The sequence below is a fragment of the Niveispirillum sp. BGYR6 genome (genome assembly GCF_027568365.1).
Taxonomy (GTDB): Bacteria; Pseudomonadota; Alphaproteobacteria; order Azospirillales; family Azospirillaceae; genus Niveispirillum.
On the sequence record NZ_JANLNL010000001.1, the window covers coordinates 502,499 to 525,265 of the forward strand.

Here is a 22,767-nt window from a genome sequence, read left to right on the forward strand (position 1 = left end):
GAGATTGGTATGACAGGTTCGATGGGTTAGATTTGGGAAACGGCGCGGAAACTCTCTGCGCCGTTTTTATTTCAGGCGACGGCCAGCCGCGCATCTTCAACGACGCGGTGGCGCGACAGGTCGGGATAACGGCCCAGGGCCAGCAGCAGCACCGCCCCCAGCACAAAACCACCGCCCCCCAGCAGCAGGCCGGTGTCATAGCTGCCGTTCAGCACATAGATACGGCCGAAAATATAGGGACCGAAGCCCGCCCCCACGGCAAAGAAGGCATAAACCGCACCATAGATGCCGCCATAGGCGCGCATCCCGAAATAGCGGCTGACCAGGAAGGCCATGATGTCATATTCGACCCCGGCGGCAAACCCGATCATCGCCACGGCCAGCATCGCCATATGGCTGCTGATCGTGTCCCCGGTCATGGCCCAACAGGCCAAAGCCGGCACGGACAGCAGCACAAAGGCCACCCCCGGCGCCCAGAACCGGTCGATCAACCAGCCGCCTGTCAACCGACCGACAATCACCGCCGGGCCCAGCAGGCTGGCGATGGCCACGGCATCGCCACTCCCCAGCCCCTTGGACCCCAAAATCCGTTCCAGATTGGGGATCGGGCCGCCCACGGCAAAGGCAATGGGCAGGAAGGCCAGGGCCAGCACCCAGAAATGGCGGGTGCGTATTGCCTGCGCAAAGCTGACCCCTTCCAGCACCGCCGGTGCATCGGGACGATCTGCTGCCGGCTCCCGGTCACGGAACCAGGCCAGCGCCAGCGGAAAGGCCAGCAACAATGGCAGCAGCCCCAGCCCGACATAGGCCAGGCGCCAGCCCACCTCCCCAATCAGGAAATTGGCATAAAGCTTGGCCATGGTGCCAAACAGACCGGTGCCCAGCAGCGACAGGCCAAGCGCCAGCCCGCGATGCTTGTTGAACCAGTTATTGACCGGCCGCGTCCAGGTGATGGGCAGCGTGCCCGCCCCCACCGTGGCCAGCAGCAGCCAGTTCAGATAAAACAGGGTCAGGGAACCATTGCCAAGCGCGAACAGGGCCAGTGACAGGCCGAACAGCACCACGGACACCAGCGTCACCCGCCGCACACCATAGCGGTCGGCCAGAATGCCGATGATGGGGGCCATCACGGTGGAACCAAAGGTCTGGATCATCAGGCAGACCATGATCTGATCCACCGCCCAGCCAAACGCCGCCATCAGCGGCGCCACGAAAACACCCACCGTATAGAAGGGGATGGGCGACAGGCCGGTGCCGATGCCCATGGCCGCCGACACCACCACCTTCCATCCCCGTTTGAATTCCGATTGCTCCGTCATGACCCGTTCCCTGTTCTGCTTTTGCAGATATGTTAGGGCCGGGTCATGCTGCTGTGCGGCAAGAAGTTGCTAACGCTGTCCACCTGGCGGACAGTTACTCCTGAAACCGCGTTGGGAAGCGCCCCAGGGTGGCAACCAACCCGCCACCAATGACGAGACCGGTGATACAGGCCATCAGGCCGGCATGATATCCGCCCGTCATGTCATACAGCTTGCCCAGTGTGATCGGTCCCAGCCCGGCCCCCAGGGCGAAGAAAGCCAGTTGCCAGCCGTAAATCTGGCCGTAATTTTTCAACCCGAAATAACGGCTGGCCAGATAGGCCACCAAATCCACCTCTGCCCCGGCGGCCAGCCCGATCATCACCACCGCCAGGATGGACAGGGCCAACGGCGCGCCTGCCAATGTCAGCAGACCGCAGGCGATGGCGGCGATGATAAAGGAACCGAACGCCACATAGGGGGCGTGCAGCCGGTCCACCAGAAAACCAACACCCAGCCGGCCAACAATGATGGCAAAGCCCAGCAGGCTGGCGATCCAGACTGCCTGCGCCCTGTCCATCCCACCGCCGGCCAGGATGGAGACCAGATGCACAATCAGGGCGGCAACCGCGAAGGAAACCAGCAGGAAGCCCAGCCCCAGCATCCAGAACTGGCGGGTGCGCAGCGATGCCGCCATTGACAGGCCGGGCAAGGCCGACCTGTCCTGCATCTGCCGCGGCCCCGCGCCGCCATCCCGGAACAACAGCCAGACCGTGGGCAGGCCCAAGGCAGCCACCAGCACCCCTTGCCCGATATAGGCGGCCCGCCAGCCGTGATCGGCGATCAGCCATTGGGTGAAGGGCGGGGCCAGAATGGCGCAGACGCCGGTGCCGGTCAGCGTCAGCCCCAGGGCCAGCCCCCGCGCCTTGTCAAAACCGGCATTGATGGCACGGGTCCAGACCACCGGCAGGGTGCCTGCCCCCAGCACCATGGCCAGACCGAAGGCCAGATAGAAGCTGAGCAGATTGGGGCCGATCAGGCTCATCCCTGCCAATCCCAGCGCCAGCCCGCTCAACGATACCAATCCCACCTTGCGGCCGCCGAACCGGTCGGAGAGGCGGCCCACCAGCGGCCCCAGAAACATGGTGGTGGCCGTGGTCAGCAGCGTGGCGCCCGACAGGGCCGTGCGGGACCAGCCAAATTCCTGCCCCAGCGGCCCCATGAAAATGCCCAGCGTATAGAAGGTCAGACCGGTGATGCCCAGCCCCACCCCGGTTGCCGCCGCCAACACCAGTTTCCAGCCGCGCTGAAATTCCCCAAAGGCCGCCATCTCTGTCCCCAAGATTTTCTTTTCAAGATGTTATCGGCAAAATGCTGCACCGCAAAATGAATTAGGCCCGGAAAGGACAGGTTCCTTTCCGGGCCTTGATTCTGTGGGTCAGGTGCGCCCGAACCGCCAGAAAATCGCCGCCGCCGTCAGATTGAACAGCGCCGGCACCACGCCAAAGGCCAGCATCACCCCCGTGATGGCCAGATCGGTCTGGGCCTGACCCATCACGGCACGGGCGGAATCAAACCCGAAGCCGGAGAGCAGCAGACCCACCAGCAAGGTGCCGCCCAGGCCAAAGCCAATCTTGTCGACGGCGATCCAGGCGCCGGAATAAAGCCCGGCATGTTTTTGATCCTCGCCGGCAATGTCCGACATCATGGAAAAGCTGAGCAGGGCCCAACCGGAATTGAAGGCCGAGGCGATGAAGCACAGCACATAGGCAGCCACTGTGCCGGCATCGGCACAGAAGGCCCAGACCAGATAGGTGGTGCCATAGCCGATAGCAGACAGCAGATAAACCGGCTTCTTGCCCACCCGCTTTGCCAAGGCCACCCAAACCGGCTGGGCCAGGATGATGGCGGTGCAGGCAATCGCCACCAGCCCGCCGATCAATTGGAAGGCATCGGTACGGGCCATATTGTAGGTGAGGAAATACAGCATGGAGGCATAGGCCATGCCGGAACCGGCCAGTTGCAACAGGTTGGAGCCCAGCAGAACGGAGAAGCGCGGGGCCGCCAGCACCCGCAGCGCCTCTTTGAAGCTCAACCGTTTGGCCCTGGATGCCACCGCCGGGGCAACACCGGCCTGACGGGCGGCACGGGCCGCCCCGAAGAAGGCCACCCCCAGGGCCAGCGGGCAGACCAGCGCCAGGAAGCGGGCCATTTCCTCATAAGCGCCCTGCCCGCCGCCATTGGTCTGCACGATATAGGGGGCCACCGAACCGCCGACCAGCACGCCGATGGCGGTGAAGACCAGCCGCCAGGCCATCAACACGGTGCGCTGATGCGTATCGGATGACAACTCCCCCGCAATGGCCAGATAGGGGACGGAGAAGCTGGCAAACACCGCCATATAGAGGCTGAAGGCAGCGGTCACATAGGCGGCCTTGCCCGACATAGGCAGGTCCGGCACATGGAACAGCAGGATGAGGGCCAGCGGGGCACCAGCCGCCCCCACCAGCAGCCACCAGCGCCGGGCAAACCGGTGCTTCCAGCGGTCGGACAGGATGCCAACCGCCATATCACAGCCCACCCCCAGCACCAGCTTGGGCACAAAGATCGCCGCCCCGGCCAGGGCCGGCTCAATGCCCAGCACATTGGTCATGAAGAACAGCAGCAGCAGCGACGGCACGTCGCGGAACACCTGCCCCGCTACCTGTCCCACGCCATAGCCAGCCTGTGCCGCCAGCCCCAGTCGGCCGGTGGCGGGTGGTGGCACAATCTCGGACACCGCACTGGTCATCGCGCGGACCCCTTTCCAGATGGGTACAAAAGAAATCGCCATGGCGTTGGTGGCGCCATGGCGAAGTTTTCAGGAGGAAATCTTACTTACCCGGCAAGGTGCGCGGCGGCGGGGGCTGTGGCGGGGTCCACCCCGCCGGCACCGCTGCCGGTTTTTGCTCGCGGGCAAAATTCTCCAGGCTGGAGAGGGAGGGGCCGTAATCACTGTCCGGGGCGGACAGCCATTTCGGGTCCATGGCGCGGGCGGCGGCCGCCAGATCCGCAGGGATCTGGTTGATGCTGTCATAGGCGCCGAAGGAACAGAAATAGCTGATATGGCCGGGGGCCTGCCCCATCAGCATCCAGGGCAGCCAGGGCGTGATGCGCGACCAGGAGCCGACGCAGGGCACATGGGTCAGGGCCGCATTCTCCACATCCTTGCGCTTCACCACATAGGTGAACATTTCCGAGACGCGGTTGAAGGAACCGGCGGATTCGCGCGGCCATTTATCCGGCTGCAGGGCCGAGGGATAGAACAGGTGGATATCGGTGGTCAGGATGATGGTGTCATCCGGTCCTTCGCGCCAATCCAGCAGGAAGGGGCGCTTTGGCGGCTTTTCCTTGTTCAACCCACCATAGGATGGCGGTTCCGGCTGGAATTCACCAATGGTGAAGTTGAACGGATCATTGGCGATAGGCACAACCTTCACATCCTCGTTGGTGTACGGGTTGTGCCAGGTCTTCATGATCTCGCCGGTCTTGATGTCGCGGTAGAAGCCGATCTCCCGCAGCATCCGGCGCCAACTGCCATCTTCCAATTGCTTGGACCGGACAACGCTGAAACCATCCAGTACGAACAGGGGACGCACCGGTTCATTGTCGCGCACGCCATAGACATTGCCCCGGAACCAACCGACCTTCTGCTTGGTCGGGTCCAGGTCCATATCCAGCCGGGCAAAGGTGTCCCGATTCCATTTCGGGTCTTTGAAATCGATCTTGGTGACGAAGGACGGGGCGGCGGCGCGCGCCATGCCCGGCAGGGTGGCCGCGGCCCCCGCTGCAACGGCCAGCGCCGCCAGGCCAAAGCTTTCCCGTCTCGTCAGTTCCGGTCCGGACATCTGATCTGTTTCCCTGTTCTGGATTGTTGATCGGTTTCAGGGCGCGCCTGGCTTCCGCCGGCCACGGGCCCCTGTTCCAATGCTGCGAAATCTTTTACCCAACGCATCAAACGCGAAACAAGGCCGCGCGCCGACGTCCACCTGATGGACGTCGGCAACACTCACTTCAGCGTCAGGATGGCCGGCCCGCTGGTGGCCAGACGGCTGCGCAACACCTGAAGCGCACCCTGATCCCCCCCGGCATGGGCCCGCATGAACAGGACCGACAGGGATGCGGCAATGGAAAGGGCCGCCTCCTGCTTCGGTCCCGGCAATTCCGGCCGGCAGATACCGCCGCCGAAATAATGGTCGACCCCGGCCAGCACCAGGGCATAGCGGTTGCCCCCGGCCGCCGCATCATCATAGGCCAGCAGATGGCTGCGCCAGTCGGCGTTGCCCCCGGGGGGAACGTCACGGTCACCGGTCTGGATCAGGGCCGGCACGGCCAGACCGGCATAATCCCCCTGATTGACCAGCCCCATGCCGCCGCCCGGCGGGGAGAAGGCAACGACAGCAAGCGCGCGGGGATCACGCAGCGGAATCTTCACCGTTTCCGGCACCTTGGGCCCCGCCCCGCCCAGGCAAAGGGCGACCAGCGCCCCATAGGAATGGCCGGCGGCGATATAGGGGCCGCCTATATGGTCGGCCACGGCGCGCACATCCTCGATCCGGGCCGGCCAGCTCGCCATGCCCTGGAAGGCGGCACGGTCGGGATGGTCGGTCGAATCCACATGCAGCGGCGCCAGCACCTCATAACCGGCCTGGGTCCAGGCATCGATCAGCGACAGATATTTCCACGGCGCCGACAGGGCGCCGTGGGAAAACAGGATGCGCCCGCGTAGCGACCCGCCAGCAGCAGGCCAGCGATAGACCGCCACGGCGCGCCCAGCCGCTGTTTTCACCAAAAGCGGTGCAGCGTCCACGGACTGTCCGACGGCCGGCATCACCCCCAGCAGGCAAGCACCGGCAATCGCTGCCAGCAGGGAACGACGATCAAAAGCGATCTCTGTCATCTAGGGCTACCCTTTCCGCCACGGCTTACGGTGCCGCAGAGCCGGTTTCACGCTTCAGGATGGTGATGATGGCCTGCTGGCGGGCCGGATCGGTGATATTGCCGGAGGAGATGATCATGCTGGTTCCCGGGGCAAAGGCGTCCGGATTGGCCAGGAACTCGGCCAAGGCCGCATCGGTCCAAACCTCCCCCGCCTTGCCGCGGGCTGCCAGGCTCTCGCTATAGGGGAAGTTGGGGACAGAGGCCATGCGCTGGCCCATGATGGCATAGAGATTGGGGCCGACCAGATGCTCACCACCCTTGTTGAAGGTGTGGCAGAATACGCACCATTTGAAGGTCTCCGCCCGCACCTGCCGTTCGAAATCGGTTTCCGGCGGCAGTTGCTCCACCACCAGCGGCGTTTCATGCGAAGTGACATGGGCTGCCGCCTGCACCATTTCCCCCTTGGGGAAGGGGGAAACACGGAACAGGGCATAGGGGCCGTAAAGGCCAAGCCCGATCATGGCCAGCGCGCCGATACCGGCAAAGACCGCCCCCTTGGGCGCCCCTTCCCCGCTGCTGCCCGCTTTACCGCGTCGCACCAGACGCGCCAGCCCCCAGACCGCCGCACAGATCACCAGGAAGATGGCGACCACATAGGGTCCGCGATCATAGGATTTGAAGGTGGAGAGCGCGAACAGCGATACGGAGAAGCTGAGCAGCACATAAAGCCCGAAACCGCGCGGGAAGGCGGCAAACAGCCCCTTGCCATGCCGGAACAGGAAATAGACGGCAGAAAGCAGCACGCCCAGTTTCAGCACCAGCAGGCTGGTGCTGATGCCGGAATGGAAATAGCCGGTAAAGACCCAGACATTCCGGTTCTCCCCGATCAGGGCCGGCAATGCTGGCAGCGGACCGTAATGCACCGGCATATCGTGGCTCCAGGCCACCAGATAACCGAAAATCGGCGTGATGAAGAACAGGGCATAGGTTGCCAGCACCAACCCCATCGCCCAGGTCCGGGCACGCGGCGGCAAAGCCGGTACCGGTTGCGGTACCTGCCCCCGGAACCAGCGCCAGAGCCGGACAGCAGCCAGCGCCAGCAGCAGGGTTCCCACCAGATAATGCCAGCCGCGCAGTTCTTCCCGCATCGGCCCCATCTTGTCCGCGCGCGGCATCAGGGTGGTTAGAACATCCTGTGCCAGCACCAGCAAGGGCAAGGCGTAATCCAGCGCGATATCGCGCATTCCGGCATTTTTCTGCCCGCTCATCCTGTCCTCTCATCCTGCTGCGACCTTCCCTTTTTGGTGGGGCCGCTTATTCTGTTCTGGCTTTTCATAAGCACAGAAGGGGCTGAATATCCGCGATATTCAGCCCCCGCCCTGCCCACGTTCCTGCTTAAAGGCTCAAACCTTTTCAAGAATTTCCATGGCGGCGGCCTCACCCGTCTCCATGGCGGATTCCATGCCATGTTCCAGCCGGCGCAGATGTTCGCCGGCAAAATGGATGCGGCCGGACGGCTTGCCCATATCGGCGGCAAAGCGCTTGACCTGACCGGGGGCGTAGAAATGCTTGTTGCCGCCCACGAACGGGTTGCGCCCCCAGCTATAGCCCAGCTTATATTCAAGGGCGCCGGCAATGGCCGGGCGCACCTTGACCAGTTCGGCCATCACCAGATCGGCTTGCTGTGACACATCGCGGTCATCCCAGCGGGTGGCGCCGTCACCATTGACCCAGACGATCATCGTGTCGATCTCACCGCTTTCCGCCCCCTTGAGCGCGAAGGCGCGTTCAAAGGCCAGATCGGTCCAGAGCGAGGGTGGCAGGCCGTCCTTTTCCCAATAGGGCTTGGTGATGCGATAATGGAACTGGGTGGTGGCGGAATAGCGCGCACCAGCCACCGCATTGGCCGTGGCTTCCGGCAGGCCGGGGGTGAAGCGGATACGACGCAGCGCGCTGAAGGGCGCCGCCATCACCAGGAAGCGGCTGGTCAGCACCTCGCCATTGGCCAGCTTCACCTGCACCTTGTCGGCCGTCTGATCCACGGCGACCACCGGATTATTCAGCCGCACCGGGTTCTTCAGGGCCGCCGCCATGGCCTTGGGCAACACATCGGAGCCGCCGACAATATAGCTGCGCTCCATATTATTGACGCCATATTGCGGCTTGTTCGGATCGACATAGCCTTCCACCTGGGCCCGCGCCATGTCGCGGAAGATCGACAGGGCGGACACACTTTCCAGGCTGGACCCGTTCAGGTCGATATCGGCCAGCCGGATGGCCGCTTCTGATACACCCTTGGAGCGCAGGAATTCCGCCGCCGAAACATCATAAACCGTGTTGGCTGGCTCCAGCCAGGCATTGGTCTGCTTGAAGGGCAGCCACTGGAACAGCAGCTTGTTCTGTAACACATAGGGCAGGATATCGCGTTCCGCGCCGACGGTCATGTTGTTGGGAGCCTTCGCCCAGTCGGCCGGCAGAACAGACACGCCATCGACATGGATCAGGAAATCGGTCGGCTTGCCGCCCTTGTTGGTCAGGCCGACATTCAGGCGCTGGCAGGCATCCCGCACGCGCCCATACAGCGCGCCGACCTCGCTGGCCCCCAGCTCTGCCTGATATCCCTCCGCACGGCCGGTGCGCAGACGGCCGCCCACGCGATCCGATGCTTCCAGCACCTGAACATTGAGCCCCTGCCCTTCCAGGATGGACGCGGCGTTGAGGCCGGCCAGCCCCGCCCCGACCACAATCACATCGACATGTGCGGGACCAGCGGCCCAGCCCTTGGCAGCAACGATCAGCGGGGCGGCGATCATGCCCCCCACCAAGGCGCGACGGGAAACTTGCGGCGGGCGGATCTGGCTGGTCATGAGATTCTCTACCAATCGCGGATGGGAAAAAGGCTTCGGTACCAAGATCAGGGCAATTAACAACAGGGGCAGAACCGGACAGAAGTTGTTCAGTCAGCTAATAACCTGCACTGTTTTTTCACAAACACGCCGCCCCCAATTGACCGCGTAGTGGATGGGGTCAAAGCCGGGCCGTCACGGCCTTGGTTTCCAGATAGGCGTCCAGCCCTTCCTTGCCGAATTCACGCCCCCAGCCCGACTGACGATAGCCGCCGAAGGGGATATTGGTGGCGATGGCGCCATGGCAGTTGATGGAGACCTGACCGGAGCGAATGCGCGATACCAGACGGTGGGCCGTGGACAGGCTGCGGGTCCAGACACTGCCCGACAGCCCATAGACAGTATCATTGGCCAGCGCCGCAATTTCCTCAATATCCTCGGTTTCCAGCCGGTTGACACACATGACGGGACCGAAAATCTCCTCCCGGAACACGGTCATGTCGGTGGAAACATGGGTGAGGATAGTGGGAGGAACGAAATGGCCCGGCCGGTTCAACTTCCCCCCGCCCGTCACCAGGGTGGCACCCTGCTGCAGGCCATTTTCGATATAGCCACAGACGCGTGCCGCCTGCCCGGCGCTGATCAGCGGGCCGAACTGCACCGACGGGTCCAACCCATGCCCCAGCTTGAAGGACTGGACGAAGGCGGCCATGCCTTCCACCAGCCGGTCATGGATGGCGGCATGGGCGAAGATGCGGGTGCCGGCCATGCAGTTCTGGCCCTGCAAGAAGAAGGTGGCCATGGCGACACCGGGAATGGCGATGTCCAGATCAGCATCCGGCATCACCACCACGGGCGACTTGCCGCCCAGTTCCAGGGAGACCTTTTTCAGGTTGCCCGCCGCCGCCTGCACGATCTTGCGCCCCACCTCGGTGGAACCGGTGAAGCTGATCTTATCGACATCCGGATGCTGGGAGAGGCGGGCGCCCGCCGTTTCCCCCGGACCATTGACGATATTGACCACGCCGGCCGGGAACCCGGCCTCCGCAATCAGCCGGCCCAGCAGCACGGCCGACAGGGGCGTTTCTTCCGAGGGTTTCACGATGACGGTGCAACCGGCTGCCAGGGCCGGCGCCAGCTTCAGCACCAGCGTGGAAAGCGGCACATTCCACGGCACGATCAGGCCAACCACCCCCACCGCTTCCCGGATGGTATAGGTCAACGCCTCTGCCGTGGCGGTGACATGCGGCGGCGGGGTGGTGGTGGTGCCCTCGATCCGGAAGGCCCCACCGGCATAATATTCAAACATCTCCACGCAGTTATTCACCGTCAGCCGGGCGATGAAACCCGGCATCCCGTTATCCAGGATTTCCAGTTCGGTGAAGATATCGGCATCCCGTTCCAGCAACCGGGCCAGCCGCATCAGCAGCCGGGACCGTTCCGGCCCGCTGCTGCGCCCCCAGGGGCCGGCAAAGGCCCGGCTGGCTGCCGCCACAGCAGCATCAATCTCCGCCACACCACCGCTTTCAACCTCTGCCAGGGGCAAGCCGGTGGCGGGGTCGACGCTGGTGATCGCCTCCCCCGCCCGGCCCTTGCACCACTCCCCGCCAATGAACAGCAGGTGCGGTTCGCCAAGGAACGCGGCGGTGGCCGGGGAGATGGCGTGACCATCAAAGGGCTGTGGCGAGGCGGACATAGGAACCCCAGAAATGAAATGAAAAGAAGGGCTTGGAAGCCGACCGGTTACACAGGTATGGTGCGGCAGTCATAATCCAGAAGGCCGAGCGTGTCTTCATTGCGCAGCGCGGAAAGACCAAACAGTTCCGTATCCGCCGACTGCATCCGGTCGGCATTGGCGTTGGATTCCAACTGGATGAAGGTGGCCCGCTCATGACGGGCCGCGACATAGCGCGTCAGCCCCTCGGCAATGCTGTCCGACGCCACCAGGGCGCGGGTCAGCACGATGGCATCCTCAATGGCGCAGGCCGCACCCTGGCCCATGAAGGGCGTCATGGCGTGGGCGGCATCGCCCAGCAGGGTCACCTTGTCGTCGACAATCCAGCTCGACAGCGGCTTGCGGGCATTGATCGCCCATTTATACAGCCGATCCTCCGGCACGGCGGCGATCATCGTCTGCACCTCCGGCGACCAGCCGGCAAAGGTGTTTTCCAGATCGGCGCGACTGGCCGGGATGGTCCAGCCATCCTGCACCCAACCTTCCTGGCGGGCGAAGAACACCATGTTCACTATCTTGGACTGGCGCACCGGATAGCGCACCACCATGCGGTTGGGGCCGATATGCATCCCCGGCCATTGCACCAGATCCGCCAGGCTGTCATCCACCGGCGCCAGGGCGCGCCAGGCGACATGGCCGGTGAAATGGGCTTCCGCCGGTTCAAACAGGCGACGGACCACCGATTTCAAGCCATCGGCACCCACCACAAGGTCTGCCTCCAGCCGGCGCCCATCATGCAGGACAACCGTGCTGCCCTCCATCGCCACCGCCGCCGCATCGGTCAGCAGGGTGACACCGGCGCGGGCCGCCGCATCCACCAGAATCGCGTGCAGATCGGCCCGGTGGATATAGACATAGGGTGCGCCGTGCTTGGACCGCATGTCGGCGCGTTCCATCGCCCGCAGCAAGTGCCCATCCTGCCAATGCTGGATGCGCTGACGCTGCGGCTCCACGCCCGCCGCCGCAATCTGCTCGCTCAGGCCGATATGGATGAAACCCTTCATCGCATTGGGCGACAGGGTGACACCGGCCCCAACCTCCCCGAAGGCAGGGGCCGCCTCTGCCAACGTCACCGTGAACCCCTGTTGTTGAAGCGCGATCGCGGCCGTCATGCCGCCGATCCCGCCCCCGACGATGGTGATCCTCGCGTTATTCATTTGTTTGGAAAACCTTCAGGTCCGTGTCCCGACGGCCCGAAGCCGTCCCCGGCTGGAATTAAGACGGGGTGGCATAGGTGGGGCATAGATGGACACAGCCCCCTGTCCGCATGGTGGTCGCCCCCGTGCCGGCCTGACCGGAGGCCGGACAAAATTCGTCCACCAAACGGACAAAATGTGACGATTCAGGCTTCCCTTTTTTTACAGGAATAGCGATTATGCGAAAAAAGATGATCTAAAATTATGCCAATAGAACAGGCATACCAAAACAGGCAACGATAACAGGACAACGGAGAACGGGTATGGACAAGGTTAAACCAGTTCGCGCGATGCTTCGGGTGCTTGATGTGCTGCAGGTGCTGAACAGCCGCAATGGCGTCACCGTCACCGATGTGGCGAACGCCATTGACCTGCCGCGCACGACGGCCTATCGGGTGTTGGAAACGCTGTGTTCCGCCGGCTATGCGGTACGCGATGCCTCTGACGATCATTACCGGCTGACGGTGCTGGTGCGCTGCCTGTCGGATGGCTATGACGATGAGGCCTGGGTGACGGAGGTGGCGCAGCCGGTGCTGTCGCAGTTGGGCCGCAAGCTGGTCTGGCCGGTTTCCATCAGCACCAACCAGGGCAACGGGATGCTGGTCCGCTATACCACGGACAAGCAGAGCCCGCTGGCGCTGGAACGGTATAATGCCGGCGTGCGGCTGCCGCTGCTGAACAGCGCCACCGGCCGTTCCTATCTGGCCTTCAGCCCGGCGCCGCAGCGCGCCGCCCTGCTGGATATTGCCCTGGGTTCGGGCGGGGAAATGGAAGGGGCCGGGCGGGAGCGCGCCCTGATCGAAAAGACGCTGAGCCATATCCGCAAGGTCGGTTATGCCATCAGTATCCGGCAATATCGCGGGGAGTCGACGGCGGCTGTGCCGATCTATAGCGGCACCAACCTGCTGGGCTGTGTCGGTATGCGCTTCATGGACAAGGCCGTTACTGAATCCGTGTTCGCCGCCAAGTATCTGCCCGACCTGAAAATGGCTGCCGCCGAAATTGGTGAGACCTTTGCTGAATGGAAGGAAACCCGCGACCTCAACCACCAGCAGCCGCTTACCCCCACCCGCCGTTGGGACTGGACGCTGGAACGCCGCGTCGAACATTGACGCCGAAGATCAACATAGGTTGTGAAGCTTACGCTTCACTCCAGTGAAACCAGGGCCGCGTCACGTGACGCGGCCCTGTTCATTTTTACAACACGGCGCAGACCGTCTTCCAATCCAGGTAATTATCCAGGGCTGCCAAACCGCTGTCGCGGCCATAGCCTGACTGTTTCACGCCCCCGATGGGCAGGCTGGCATCAAACATGGAATGGGTATTGATCCAGACCGTGCCGGCATTCAGCCGGCGCGACAGCCGGTGCGCCTGGGAGAAATTCTGCGTCCACACACTGGCCGCCAGCCCGTAAACACTGTCATTGGCAGCATCCACCACCTGATCCAGATCGGTGAAGCGCTGCACCACCAGTACCGGGCCGAACACCTCCTCCTTCACAATCTCCGCCGCCGGATCGACATTGGCGATGATGGTGGGGCGGATGAAGGTGCCGGCCGGTCCCAGCCGTTCCCCCCCGGTCAGCACGCTGGCACCGGCCTTGCCGGCACCCACGACCAGCCCTTCGACCCGCTGCGCCTGTTTGGGGGAGACCAGCGGCCCCATTTGGGTGGCCGGGTTCAGGCCATGGCCCAACTGGATGCCATTGGCCGCCGCCACCAGCCCTTCCAGCACCTTGTCATAGATATCGGCATGGACATAGGTGCGCGAACCAGCCACGCAGACCTGTCCGCCATTGAAGAAAATGGCATTGGCCGCACCGGGAATCGCCAGATCCAGCTCCGCATCGGGCAGGATGATCACCGGCGATTTGCCGCCCAGTTCCAGTGTCACCCGCTTCAGATTCCCCTTGGAGGCATCCAGGATGGCGCGGCCGGTGGCGGTGGAGCCGGTGAAGGCCACCTTGTCCACCCCGCCATGCCCGGCCAGCGCCGCCCCCGTTTCCGCCCCCCGGCCGGTGACGATGTTCAGCACGCCCGGCGGCAGGCCGGCTTCCTGCATCAATTCACCCAGGCGCAGGGCGGTCAGCGACGTATCCTCCGCCGGTTTCAGCACGATGCTGCACCCGGCCGCCAGGGCCGGGGCCAGCTTCATTGCCGTCAGCACCAAAGGCGAATTCCAGGGCACGATAGCCGCCACCACGCCCACCGGTTCCCGCACGGTCCAGGCATGGACCTGTTTGCCGGGCGGCTGATAGGTGACCGAGGGGGTGATGGTGCGGCCTTCAATCGCCAGGGCCTGACCGGCGAAGAAGCGGAACTGCCCGATGGCGCCGGGGATTTCCGCCCAGCGGCCGACATAGAGCGCCTTGCCCTGGTCCAGGGTTTCCAGCTCCGACAGCTCGTCAATATGACGTTCCATCAGATCGGCAATCCGGTTCAAAATCGCCGCCCGTTCCGCCGGCACCGTGGCGGCCCAACCGGGGAAGGCGGCGCGGGCAGCGGCAACCGCCCGATCGACATCCGCCGCCCCGGCATCAGGGATTTCCGCCAGAATCCGGCCGGTGGCGGGATCGATGGTGGGGATGGTGTGGCCGGACTGGGCCTGCACCCAGTCCCCGCCGATCAGCATGGCGCGCCGCGCCGGGGCGGACAGCAGGGCGCGGGCGGCCTCACTGCTGGGGCTGGTGGCTTCTAACAAGGTCATGGTCGGGTCGCCTCCCGGGAAAAAGGATGGCAGGATTTGGCGGGACGCACCCCCTTTCAGGGCAGCGCTTTCATCGCCGCTATCCACCATGCGGATGGTGGCGGGGCGGAAATTGTCCATCAGGTGAACAAGGGGGGGCACCGGGCTTCGCAGAACCGGTGCCAGGCCACACCATCGCTGAAAATCACCGACATACAGGGATGGTGGAGATGCTGAACACGTTCCAGCAGGCGCCGCACGCGATGTTGCCGCAGGCCACGACCGATGAAGCCTCACGTCAGGAATTCAGCAAGAGCCTGAAGCAGTTTATCCAGAAGGGTTTATTGCCCGGCCTGGGCCCCATCTACAAGACCCGCGCGGTTGACCGCTACAAACAGGAAACCGGCAAGGCTCCTACGCCCGACCGCCACGGCATCCGCAAGGCGATGGTGCGGGATGTCTATTTCCAGCACTATGCCGCCGTCAACCGCATCAGCCAGGAATTGCTGTGGGATTCGGTGATTGACAGCATCGAACGCCAGGAAGGCGATCTGGCCACCACCGCCAAGGAATACTCTGCCCGTAACAAGGGCCAGTTGCTGATCCCCGACAATTTCGAGGTGCCGAAATATGTCGCCGCCTTGGACATCCATTGTATGCCCGGCGGCTATCCGGGAGAGGAAAAGCCGGAAGAGATCAATGGCGGCGTGCTGTATGACCGCGGCGTCTATCTCTATTCCATGGGCTATACCGGCCCGAACAATGATGATATGGGCCGGTCGGTCTGTAACTATATTAAGCGCCGCCTGAACGGCTTCACGCCCAAGCGCATTCTCGACATGGGCTGCACCGTGGGCCATTCCACCCTGCCCTATAAGGAGCTGTTCCCGGACGCAGAAGTCTGGGGGGTGGATGTGGCGGCCCAGCAGGTGCGCTATGCCCATGCCCGCGCCGGTGCCTTCGGCCTGGATGTCAATTTCGCCCAGATGAACGCGGAGAAGACCAGCTTCCCCGATGGTCATTTCGATCTGGTGGTCAGCCATATTCTGCTGCATGAAACGTCCGGCAAGGCCATGCCGCGCATTTTCGAGGAATGTTTCCGCGTGCTGGCCCCCGGCGGCGTGATGATCCATGCCGATCTGCCGCCGTTCGACCTGATGGACCCGTTCACCCAGTTCATTCTGGATAACGAGACCTATTATAATAACGAGCCCTTCTGGGGGGCGATGCGTGAGGTGGATCAGGTGGGGCTGGCCCGTAAGGTCGGTTTCGCACCGGACAGCGTGCGCTTTGATACCGCCCCGATGGCGGTGATGGAGTTTGCCGCCCAGGCCGCCGGCTATAGCCAGGAAGCGGCTGAAGGCGTGGCTGACCGTGATTTCGTGGCGGGCGAATTTGCCCCCGGCGGCGGCTGGGAAGTGCTGATCGCCCAGAAGCCGGCCTGATCCGGCCGTGGGGCGGCACCAAGGCCGCCCCTGCCCGCCAAGCCCCCGCCCCCCATTCGGATGAAAGCCATGAACCGCAATTCCAAGGGCAAGCGCCCGCAATTTTACGACAACAACGCCAATGACCAGATGATGTCGATGATCATGGTGCTGGCCAGCGAAGTGTCGGTGCTGGCCGACCATATTGACAGCATCGAACGTGTGGCCGCCGCCAACGGGCTGGATCTGGCCGGTGGCATTGCCAAGCTGCAACTGGACCAGCCGGCGCTGGAGGCACGTGAAGCCCGCCGTCAGCAGATGCTGGAGCGCCTGTTCTATCTGATGCGCAAGGAAGCCGCCGAAGCCGCCGCCAACGAGACGGCGGAAGGCTACAGCGCCGTGATCGACGAAATCGCGGTCGCCTGACATGCCGCTCGACACCAGCCCCCTGCTGGCACAACTGGCCGCCATCGTTGGTGATGACGGCCTGATCACCGGCGATGCCATGTCGCCGCGCGCCACCGATGTCTATCGCCGGCTGGAAATGCCGCTGGCTGTGGTCCAGCCGCAAAGCGTGGAGGCCCTGCAGGCGGTGGTGCGTGCCACCGCCGCCGCCGGTATCGCCCTGTCGGTGCGCGGGGGCGGTGCCTCCTACACCGATGGTTATGTGCCGCGGGATGCCGGTCAGGTGCTGGTCGATCTCAGCCGGCTGAACCGCATTCTCAGCATCAATGAAGAAGATGCCTTCGTCACGGTGGAGGCCGGTGTCACCTGGGCGGAATTAAAGGCGGCCCTGGATGCGCGCGGTTTGCGCACCCCGTTCTGGGGCCCCTTCTCCGGCCTGCTGGCCACGGTGGGCGGGTCGGTGTCGCAGAACAGTATCAGCCATGGCTCCGGCGCCTATGGCATTTCGGCGGAATCGGTGCTGTCGCTGGATGTGGTGACGGCCGATGGCAGCCTGCTGTCCACCGGTTCGGCCGCTGTCGGCAGCAGCCCGTTTTCCCGCCATTACGGGCCGGATTTGACCGGCCTGTTCACGGGGGATTGCGGGGCGCTGGGCATCAAGGCGCGGGTGACCCTGGCGCTGCAGCGCCAGCGCGCCGCCCATCGCCCGATTTCCTTCGCGTTTCCCGATTTCGACCATCTGCATGAGGCCATGCGCCTGGTCTCCTTCGATCGGCTGGACGAAAGCGGTTTCGCCCTGGATGGCGCCCTGTCCCAGGGGCAGATCGCCCGGCAGGACCGGGCCGGCGCGCAGTTTGGCATGGCCCTGTCCATCCTGCGCAGCTCACCCTCCCTGGCGTCGGGCATTGTGCAGTTGGGCAAGGCCACCCTTTCCGCCCGGCGCGATCTGGGCAGCGCCCCCTATATGGTGCATTACATCGTCGAAGGGGTGGATGATGGGGAGGTGAAGGGCCGCCTGAACCGGATGCGCGAATTGCTGGGGCCGCTGGGCCGGGAAATTCCCGGCACGGTGCCGGCCGTGGTCCGCTCCATGCCGTTCGCCCCTTTCTACAACACGTTGGGTCCGGCGGGAGAGCGCTGGGTGCCGGTGCATGGTGTGCTGCCACATTCCAACACCAAGCCGTTCGACAAGGCGCTGGCCGCCTTCCTGGCCGAACGGTCGGCAGAGATGAAGCGGCTGGGCGTCTGGACCGGCACCATGTTCTCCGTCCCCAATGCCAGCGGTTTCCTTTATGAGATCGCCATTTATTGGCCGGATGTCATCACCGACTATCACCGGCAGGTGGTGCCCGCCGATTATCTGGAAAAGCTGCCCAAATATCCGGAAAGCCTGGAAGCGCGGGCCTATGTGCACCAGTTGAAGGCCGATCTGGCCGCCCTTTATGGTCAGTTCGGTGCCATCCATTACCAGATCGGCAAGGCCTATCCCTATCTGGATCGGCTTTCCGGCCCCGCCGCCGGGTTGGTGCGCAGCCTGAAGGCGCAGTTGGACCCGCAGGGTCGGATATCGCCCGGCGTGCTGGGGCTTTAAAACAGCCCGTGACGGGGGGATGTGGGGCGGTTCAGCCCATCCCTGCATCCCCCCGTCGCCGTGCCCAGAACGGATTATCCGGCCAGCGCCGTTCCAACCCGTACCAGGCCGATAAATGGGCCCGATACGCGGCCCGGATGCTTTCCATCCGGTCCAGATGCATGGCCATGGCCCCGGCAGGGTCACCGGAAAGGGCGCGGTCGGCCGCCTGACCGACGGCCAGCCCGGTATAAAGCGCGTTGAACAACCCCTGGGACGAAAGCGGATCAAAACAGCCGGCGGCATCCCCACAGGCGAACCAGCCTGGACCCACCGGCTGTGCCAGACGGGCGCCATGGGCGGCGGTGAAGCCGCCCGCCAGATCATCCAGCGCCCCGGCCCTTGTCAGCAAAGGGGCCATCAGCCCCATTTTCGCTGCCCGTGACAACAGCCCGGCCCGGTCACGGACATCACGCGCCGCCGGCAAATCAGCATCGGTATGGAATGCCAGGATACGGCGCTGGCCGGGTAGCGGGGCGCTGTACCACCATCCCTCTTCCTCCGCCTCAATCAAGGTCATGCCGGGATGCTGGCCCTGATCCGGCAGATGCGTCCAGGCACAGGCAAGCCCATCCTCCGCCAGCGGGCGCTGCCCCAGGGCGCGGGCAACAGGGGCCGTCCGCCCACCGGCATCCACCAGGATGCGCGCCGTCACTACCCCGGCCCCTGCCAGTTGTACCTGCCAAACACCGTCTGTCGATACCATACCAGCCAGTTCCGCCGGGGCCAGCAGTCGGGCACCCCGCGCCGTGGCTTCATCGCGCAACAGCGCATCGAAACGGGCGCGATCCAGATGCCAGCCGGGGCCATAGGGATCGCGCAGGGCGTCGCGTTCCACCAGCCGCTGCCCACCCCAGCGGGATAATTGCCCATGACAAGGCGCATGGCCCTGGGCCTGAAAGGCCGCCATGACCCCCAGATCGGCCAGGATACGGCAGGCAGCGGCGGGCAGGCTTTCGCCCACCCGCACCATCGCCCCTTCCCGCCGATCGATCAGCAAAACCGAGCGTCTGCCCGCCAGCGACAAGGCTGTGGCACAACCCGCCGGCCCGGCACCGATGATCAGTACATCGATATCGGCCAACCGCGTCAGTCCCGCCGGCGGTTGCGGCTGCCCCGCACCTTGTCGATATCGGACCAGTCGATGCCTTGGGTTTCAGCACCGGAACGGGCCGCCCCCAGCAGCCCGGCCTTGGGTGCCGCCTCCCGATCCGCCACCTGCATGACGGGCGGCAGGTGGATGCCATCGGTAGGGCCCGGCACGACATCGACCACAGCCACCAGATCGATATTATTGGCCATGGCGTTGATCTGGGCGATGTAGGTGCCGGCCCCCAGCGTGTCATCCCAATCCTGTCGGCTGGCAAAGGCGGACAGACGCTCTTCCGTCGACAGGCTGGTATCCATCACCTTGGCGTAGGCACTGGGCGTCAGAACCTGATTGGGCACGCGGGCCGGCCAGAAGGTGGGCAGATAGGGATCATATGTCTTGTCATAGCCCGAGCGGCAGCTGGCCGTATCGGTCTGCCATGGCACCGCCATCCAGCGGGTAATGGAGCCCGGCCGCTGACCCCAAAGCGGCCCTTGCGGAGTGTCGCAGATTTCCGTGGTCATGACGGGGCCATAATCCGGCTCCGCACTGCCGGCCGGGGCATGGAGGAAGCGGAAGGCCCCCATATACATATTAAGCGACCGTACCGGCCACGTCATTTCACATCCCGGATGGAAGGCATCGGCCAGACAGAATTCCAGCGCCGCGCGGGTCAGGGCTTCCGGCTGTTCGGCCACGGGCAATTCTTCCAGACTCTTAGGCTTATGAGCATCCGGATCATAATCGGCTATGAAATTCCCAGCGGCCCATTGCTGCAGGAAGGTCAGCTGGGTTGGCGTCAGTTCGGTGAACTGACGCGGGGTCTTGCCCTTCAATTCCCCCATCGCGTCGCCATAGATCCAGGGCCAGGGCACGGGTGACCAGCTGTCACGGTCGCTCTGGCGGAACTGGTTATAAAGCTGCCGGCGGTTCTCCGCATTCTCCGCCGACGGATCGGCGAGTTTCACCTTCCAGGCATCGCTGGTGAAATCAAAGGGCGAGCCCCAGCCGAAGCCCCGGTAGAACCCTTCATTCACCCATTGCAGGTCGCTCAATCGTTCAAAGATCGGCAGGATGTCAGCGGTGAAGGAGGGTTGCTTCAGCTTGGGCAGAAAGCCTGATGTAATGGCGATCTGGCGCATCAGGTCCCACATGGTGCGCACGGATTTCTGCTGCGGCCCGTAATTGGGCGGGCATGTCACAATCCAGGCCGGTGCCACGGTCAGGGACCGGCCATCCAGCTTCACGGTCGCCGTGACCGGCCCATCGGCCGTATCATCATGCCAACCATCATTATTGCCATAGGTCACGGCCGGGGCGCCATTATAGGACGCAGATTTGCCATAACCACCCAGCACCACCAGACGCCCGGCCCCATCGGTGCGCAATTCACCCAGATAAACCAGCTTGCCAACAAAATGACCGCTGTCAAAGGCCACCGGCGCATGATCCTTGCCGCTGATGGTACGCGAGCCGGGATCGATCACCAGGGAGGCACGATCCTCCACCTGGGCATTACGGCGATAGGAGGGGGCGGCCAACGCCGCCTCCGGAATATCCAGGGCGATCTGGAATTCGTACCAAGCGGCCTTCTGGTTTGCCAGATGGACGGTCCATTCAATCTCCACCCCTTCGCCAGCGGTCAGTTCCCGCACCGCAACACCCTGGGCGTTCAGGCCATAGATGCGGAACCGTGCGGCTTCCCGCTTCAGCGCCCCGGTGCTGTCACGGTAAAAACCCGGCGGGTGGGGCGGCGGCTCAGGAATTTCCGGCCCATAATACCATTCCGTCGGGCTGTTGCCGACGCGGGCAATGCCAATCGGCGGATAAATCGCCGCGCTGACAATCGTGTCATCCTGGGCGGATAAATGGCTGCTCATGACCGCTTCCTCGCCTTATTCCTACTCCCGTCCAGCGGGTACGCAAGGTTGTGCGAGACTGTTGAAAAATTCAACCATTAATAATGTTAAAAGTTATATGCCTGCGGTGCCAGGGTCACGCCGCCTTGGTGGTGACGCCGCCCCGATCCAGCTGATCCAGCATGTAGCGGATTTGGGCATAGCGGACGAGATAGGCCAGCAGATGCGGCTGTGCTGGTGGATATTCCTGGGCAATGGCAAGCAGGCGCAGCACCATGGCCTTTTCCGCCAAACCGAAACGGGCGATGAATTTCAGCAGGGTCCGCACATCATCCGCAATCGGCATCCGTTGCGGTTCCTGTTTAACCCCACCCTGGAATGCATTGAGAAAGTTCATTATTCTTTTCTCAAATGCCAATGGGGCATAGGCTTGGTGAACCAGATCGCGCACCCCTTCCAGCAGGGCCTGTCGGCTCATATGCAGGGGCTGGATATTGGTGGTGAAGCTGCCGGCGCTCTGCCAATCGGCCCCCACCAGGCGCCCCTCCGCCTTCAGCCGGTCATGCAGCGGCGTGCCGGGTGGGGCCACTAAGGCGCCGGTGCTGAACAGTGGCACCGGCGATGATTGCATGAAGTCATAAAGCGTGCCGAAGATGTCCGGCCTGTCACCATCAAAGCCGACCACCATGCCACCCTGTATGGCAATACCCGCATTCACAATGGCTTGCAGGGCGATATTTGTGTCCTGATAGAGGTTCTGACGTTTACCGGCACCGCGCAAACTTTCCTCATTTACAGTTTCAATGCCGATGAAAACCGTATCCAGCCCGGCGCTGACGCAGGCTTTCATCAGGGTTGCGTCGCGGGCCAGATCCAGCGATGCCTGGGTCATGAAGCGTAATTGTTCATGCGGTGCCCGCCCCACCTGCCATTCACGCAGCACATCCAATATGGCGTGGGCGTGCTGGCGATAGACGGTGAAATTATCATCGGCCAGGAAGATGCTGCGATAGCCATGGCGGGACAGCATATCCAGTTCGGCCCGCACCTGGGCGGCATCCTTGTGCCGCTGCTTGCGCCCCAGATACTGGATCACGTCGCAGAAATCACACTGGAACGGGCATCCGCGGGAGGTTTGCAGCGTCCCCATCAAGGCCCCGTCATTGTGATAGAGATCCCAGCGCGGTACGGGGGAGGAACGCAGGTCGGGTTTGCCGCCCTGGTAATGCGGGCGGGGCGTGCCGGCGGCCAGATCGGCGAACAGGCCGGCGGCAATATCCTCAATCTCCCCGGTCACCAGCACATCGGCATGGGGGCGGATATCGTCGGTGGAGAGCGAGGCATAAGAACCGCCGATCATCACCGTCCGCCCCCGCGCCCGGAAAAGGGCGGCCAGTTCGATCATCCGGTTGCGCTGCGTCACCTTGCCGGTAATCGCCACGGTATCACACCAGCCGGCGGCCTCCTCAATATCCAACGGCTGGATCATCTCATCCACCAGCCGGATTTCCCAGTCCGACGGCACAAAGGCGGCAACGGTGGTGATGGCAAGGTCTGCCACCGGCGTGCGAGCGGCCAAGCCGGCGGCGGCAAACACCTCCCCGGAATGATAACCGGGGCTTTCCGTGGCCGGATTGATGATCAGGATACGCATATAGCCCGCCGATAAACGCTTATGT

General features: G+C 63.5%; 17 protein-coding genes. 4 read left to right on the forward strand and 13 right to left on the reverse strand.

All coding sequences use genetic code 11. From position 1 onward, the window contains the following. Nucleotides 1-71: 71 nt before the first annotated feature. From PCJ49_RS02100 to PCJ49_RS02140, 9 genes are all read right to left on the reverse strand, one after another. Nucleotides 72-1,319 carry an MFS transporter gene (locus PCJ49_RS02100; RefSeq protein ID WP_269909487.1) on the reverse strand — a complete coding sequence of 416 codons (1,248 nt, stop codon included), beginning with the start codon at nt 1,317-1,319 and terminating at the stop codon, nt 72-74. Between the two features lie 94 nt (nt 1,320-1,413). Beyond that, a complete protein-coding gene (locus PCJ49_RS02105; RefSeq protein WP_269909488.1) occupies nt 1,414-2,628 on the reverse strand; it encodes an MFS transporter in 1,215 nt (404 codons plus the stop codon). Between the two features lie 108 nt (nt 2,629-2,736). Beyond that, on the reverse strand, nt 2,737-4,089 hold the full coding sequence (locus PCJ49_RS02110) for an MFS transporter (RefSeq protein ID WP_269909489.1): 1,353 nt from the start codon (nt 4,087-4,089) through the stop codon (nt 2,737-2,739). An 82-nt stretch (nt 4,090-4,171) separates the two neighbouring features. After that, nucleotides 4,172-5,185, reverse strand: a complete 1,014-nt coding sequence (locus PCJ49_RS02115) for a DUF1838 family protein (protein WP_269909490.1) — start codon at nt 5,183-5,185, stop codon at nt 4,172-4,174. Nucleotides 5,186-5,346: 161 nt separating this feature from the next. Then, nucleotides 5,347-6,237 (reverse strand): alpha/beta fold hydrolase, encoded by an 891-nt coding sequence (locus PCJ49_RS02120; protein ID WP_269909491.1) that lies wholly within the window; start codon nt 6,235-6,237, stop codon nt 5,347-5,349. A gap of 25 nt (nt 6,238-6,262) precedes the next feature. Continuing rightward, complete coding sequence (locus tag PCJ49_RS02125) at nt 6,263-7,486, reverse strand: hypothetical protein (protein WP_269909492.1); 1,224 nt, start codon at nt 7,484-7,486, stop codon at nt 6,263-6,265. A gap of 135 nt (nt 7,487-7,621) precedes the next feature. Continuing rightward, complete coding sequence (locus PCJ49_RS02130) at nt 7,622-9,085, reverse strand: NAD(P)/FAD-dependent oxidoreductase (protein WP_269909493.1); 1,464 nt, start codon at nt 9,083-9,085, stop codon at nt 7,622-7,624. Nucleotides 9,086-9,245: 160 nt separating this feature from the next. Further along, complete coding sequence (locus PCJ49_RS02135) at nt 9,246-10,760, reverse strand: aldehyde dehydrogenase family protein (RefSeq protein WP_269909494.1); 1,515 nt, start codon at nt 10,758-10,760, stop codon at nt 9,246-9,248. A 47-nt stretch (nt 10,761-10,807) separates the two neighbouring features. Continuing rightward, nucleotides 10,808-11,956, reverse strand: a complete 1,149-nt coding sequence (locus PCJ49_RS02140; RefSeq protein ID WP_269909495.1) for an FAD-dependent monooxygenase — start codon at nt 11,954-11,956, stop codon at nt 10,808-10,810. Between the two features lie 302 nt (nt 11,957-12,258). Here PCJ49_RS02140 and PCJ49_RS02145 point away from each other — a divergent pair, with 302 nt between their 5' ends. Further along, the gene (locus PCJ49_RS02145) at nt 12,259-13,107 is read left to right on the forward strand and encodes a helix-turn-helix domain-containing protein (protein WP_269909496.1); all 849 of its coding nucleotides are present in this window, start codon (nt 12,259-12,261) and stop codon (nt 13,105-13,107) included. Between the two features lie 85 nt (nt 13,108-13,192). Here PCJ49_RS02145 and PCJ49_RS02150 read toward each other — a convergent pair whose 3' ends face one another. Continuing rightward, the gene (locus tag PCJ49_RS02150) at nt 13,193-14,701 is read right to left on the reverse strand and encodes an aldehyde dehydrogenase family protein (protein WP_269909497.1); all 1,509 of its coding nucleotides are present in this window, start codon (nt 14,699-14,701) and stop codon (nt 13,193-13,195) included. Nucleotides 14,702-14,910: 209 nt separating this feature from the next. Here PCJ49_RS02150 and PCJ49_RS02155 point away from each other — a divergent pair, with 209 nt between their 5' ends. The 3 genes from PCJ49_RS02155 (at nt 14,911) to PCJ49_RS02165 (ending at nt 18,100) form a co-directional block, all read left to right on the forward strand. Further along, nucleotides 14,911-16,125 (forward strand): class I SAM-dependent methyltransferase, encoded by a 1,215-nt coding sequence (locus tag PCJ49_RS02155; protein ID WP_269909498.1) that lies wholly within the window; start codon nt 14,911-14,913, stop codon nt 16,123-16,125. Between the two features lie 69 nt (nt 16,126-16,194). Next, nucleotides 16,195-16,530, forward strand: coding sequence for a hypothetical protein (locus PCJ49_RS02160; protein WP_269909499.1), 336 nt, complete (start codon nt 16,195-16,197; stop codon nt 16,528-16,530). A 1-nt stretch (nt 16,531) separates the two neighbouring features. Next, nucleotides 16,532-18,100 carry an FAD-binding oxidoreductase gene (locus PCJ49_RS02165; protein ID WP_269909500.1) on the forward strand — a complete coding sequence of 523 codons (1,569 nt, stop codon included), beginning with the start codon at nt 16,532-16,534 and terminating at the stop codon, nt 18,098-18,100. Nucleotides 18,101-18,131: 31 nt separating this feature from the next. Here PCJ49_RS02165 and PCJ49_RS02170 read toward each other — a convergent pair whose 3' ends face one another. The 3 genes from PCJ49_RS02170 to PCJ49_RS02180 form a co-directional block, all read right to left on the reverse strand. Then, entirely contained in the window at nt 18,132-19,223 is a 1,092-nt protein-coding gene (locus PCJ49_RS02170) for a tryptophan 7-halogenase (RefSeq protein ID WP_269909501.1), read from the reverse strand. Between the two features lie 5 nt (nt 19,224-19,228). Further along, a complete protein-coding gene (locus tag PCJ49_RS02175) occupies nt 19,229-21,109 on the reverse strand; it encodes a LodA/GoxA family CTQ-dependent oxidase (protein WP_269909502.1) in 1,881 nt (626 codons plus the stop codon). 115 nt (nt 21,110-21,224) lie between these two features. Further along, nucleotides 21,225-22,742 carry a radical SAM protein gene (locus tag PCJ49_RS02180; protein ID WP_269909503.1) on the reverse strand — a complete coding sequence of 506 codons (1,518 nt, stop codon included), beginning with the start codon at nt 22,740-22,742 and terminating at the stop codon, nt 21,225-21,227. Nucleotides 22,743-22,767 lie beyond the last annotated feature (25 nt).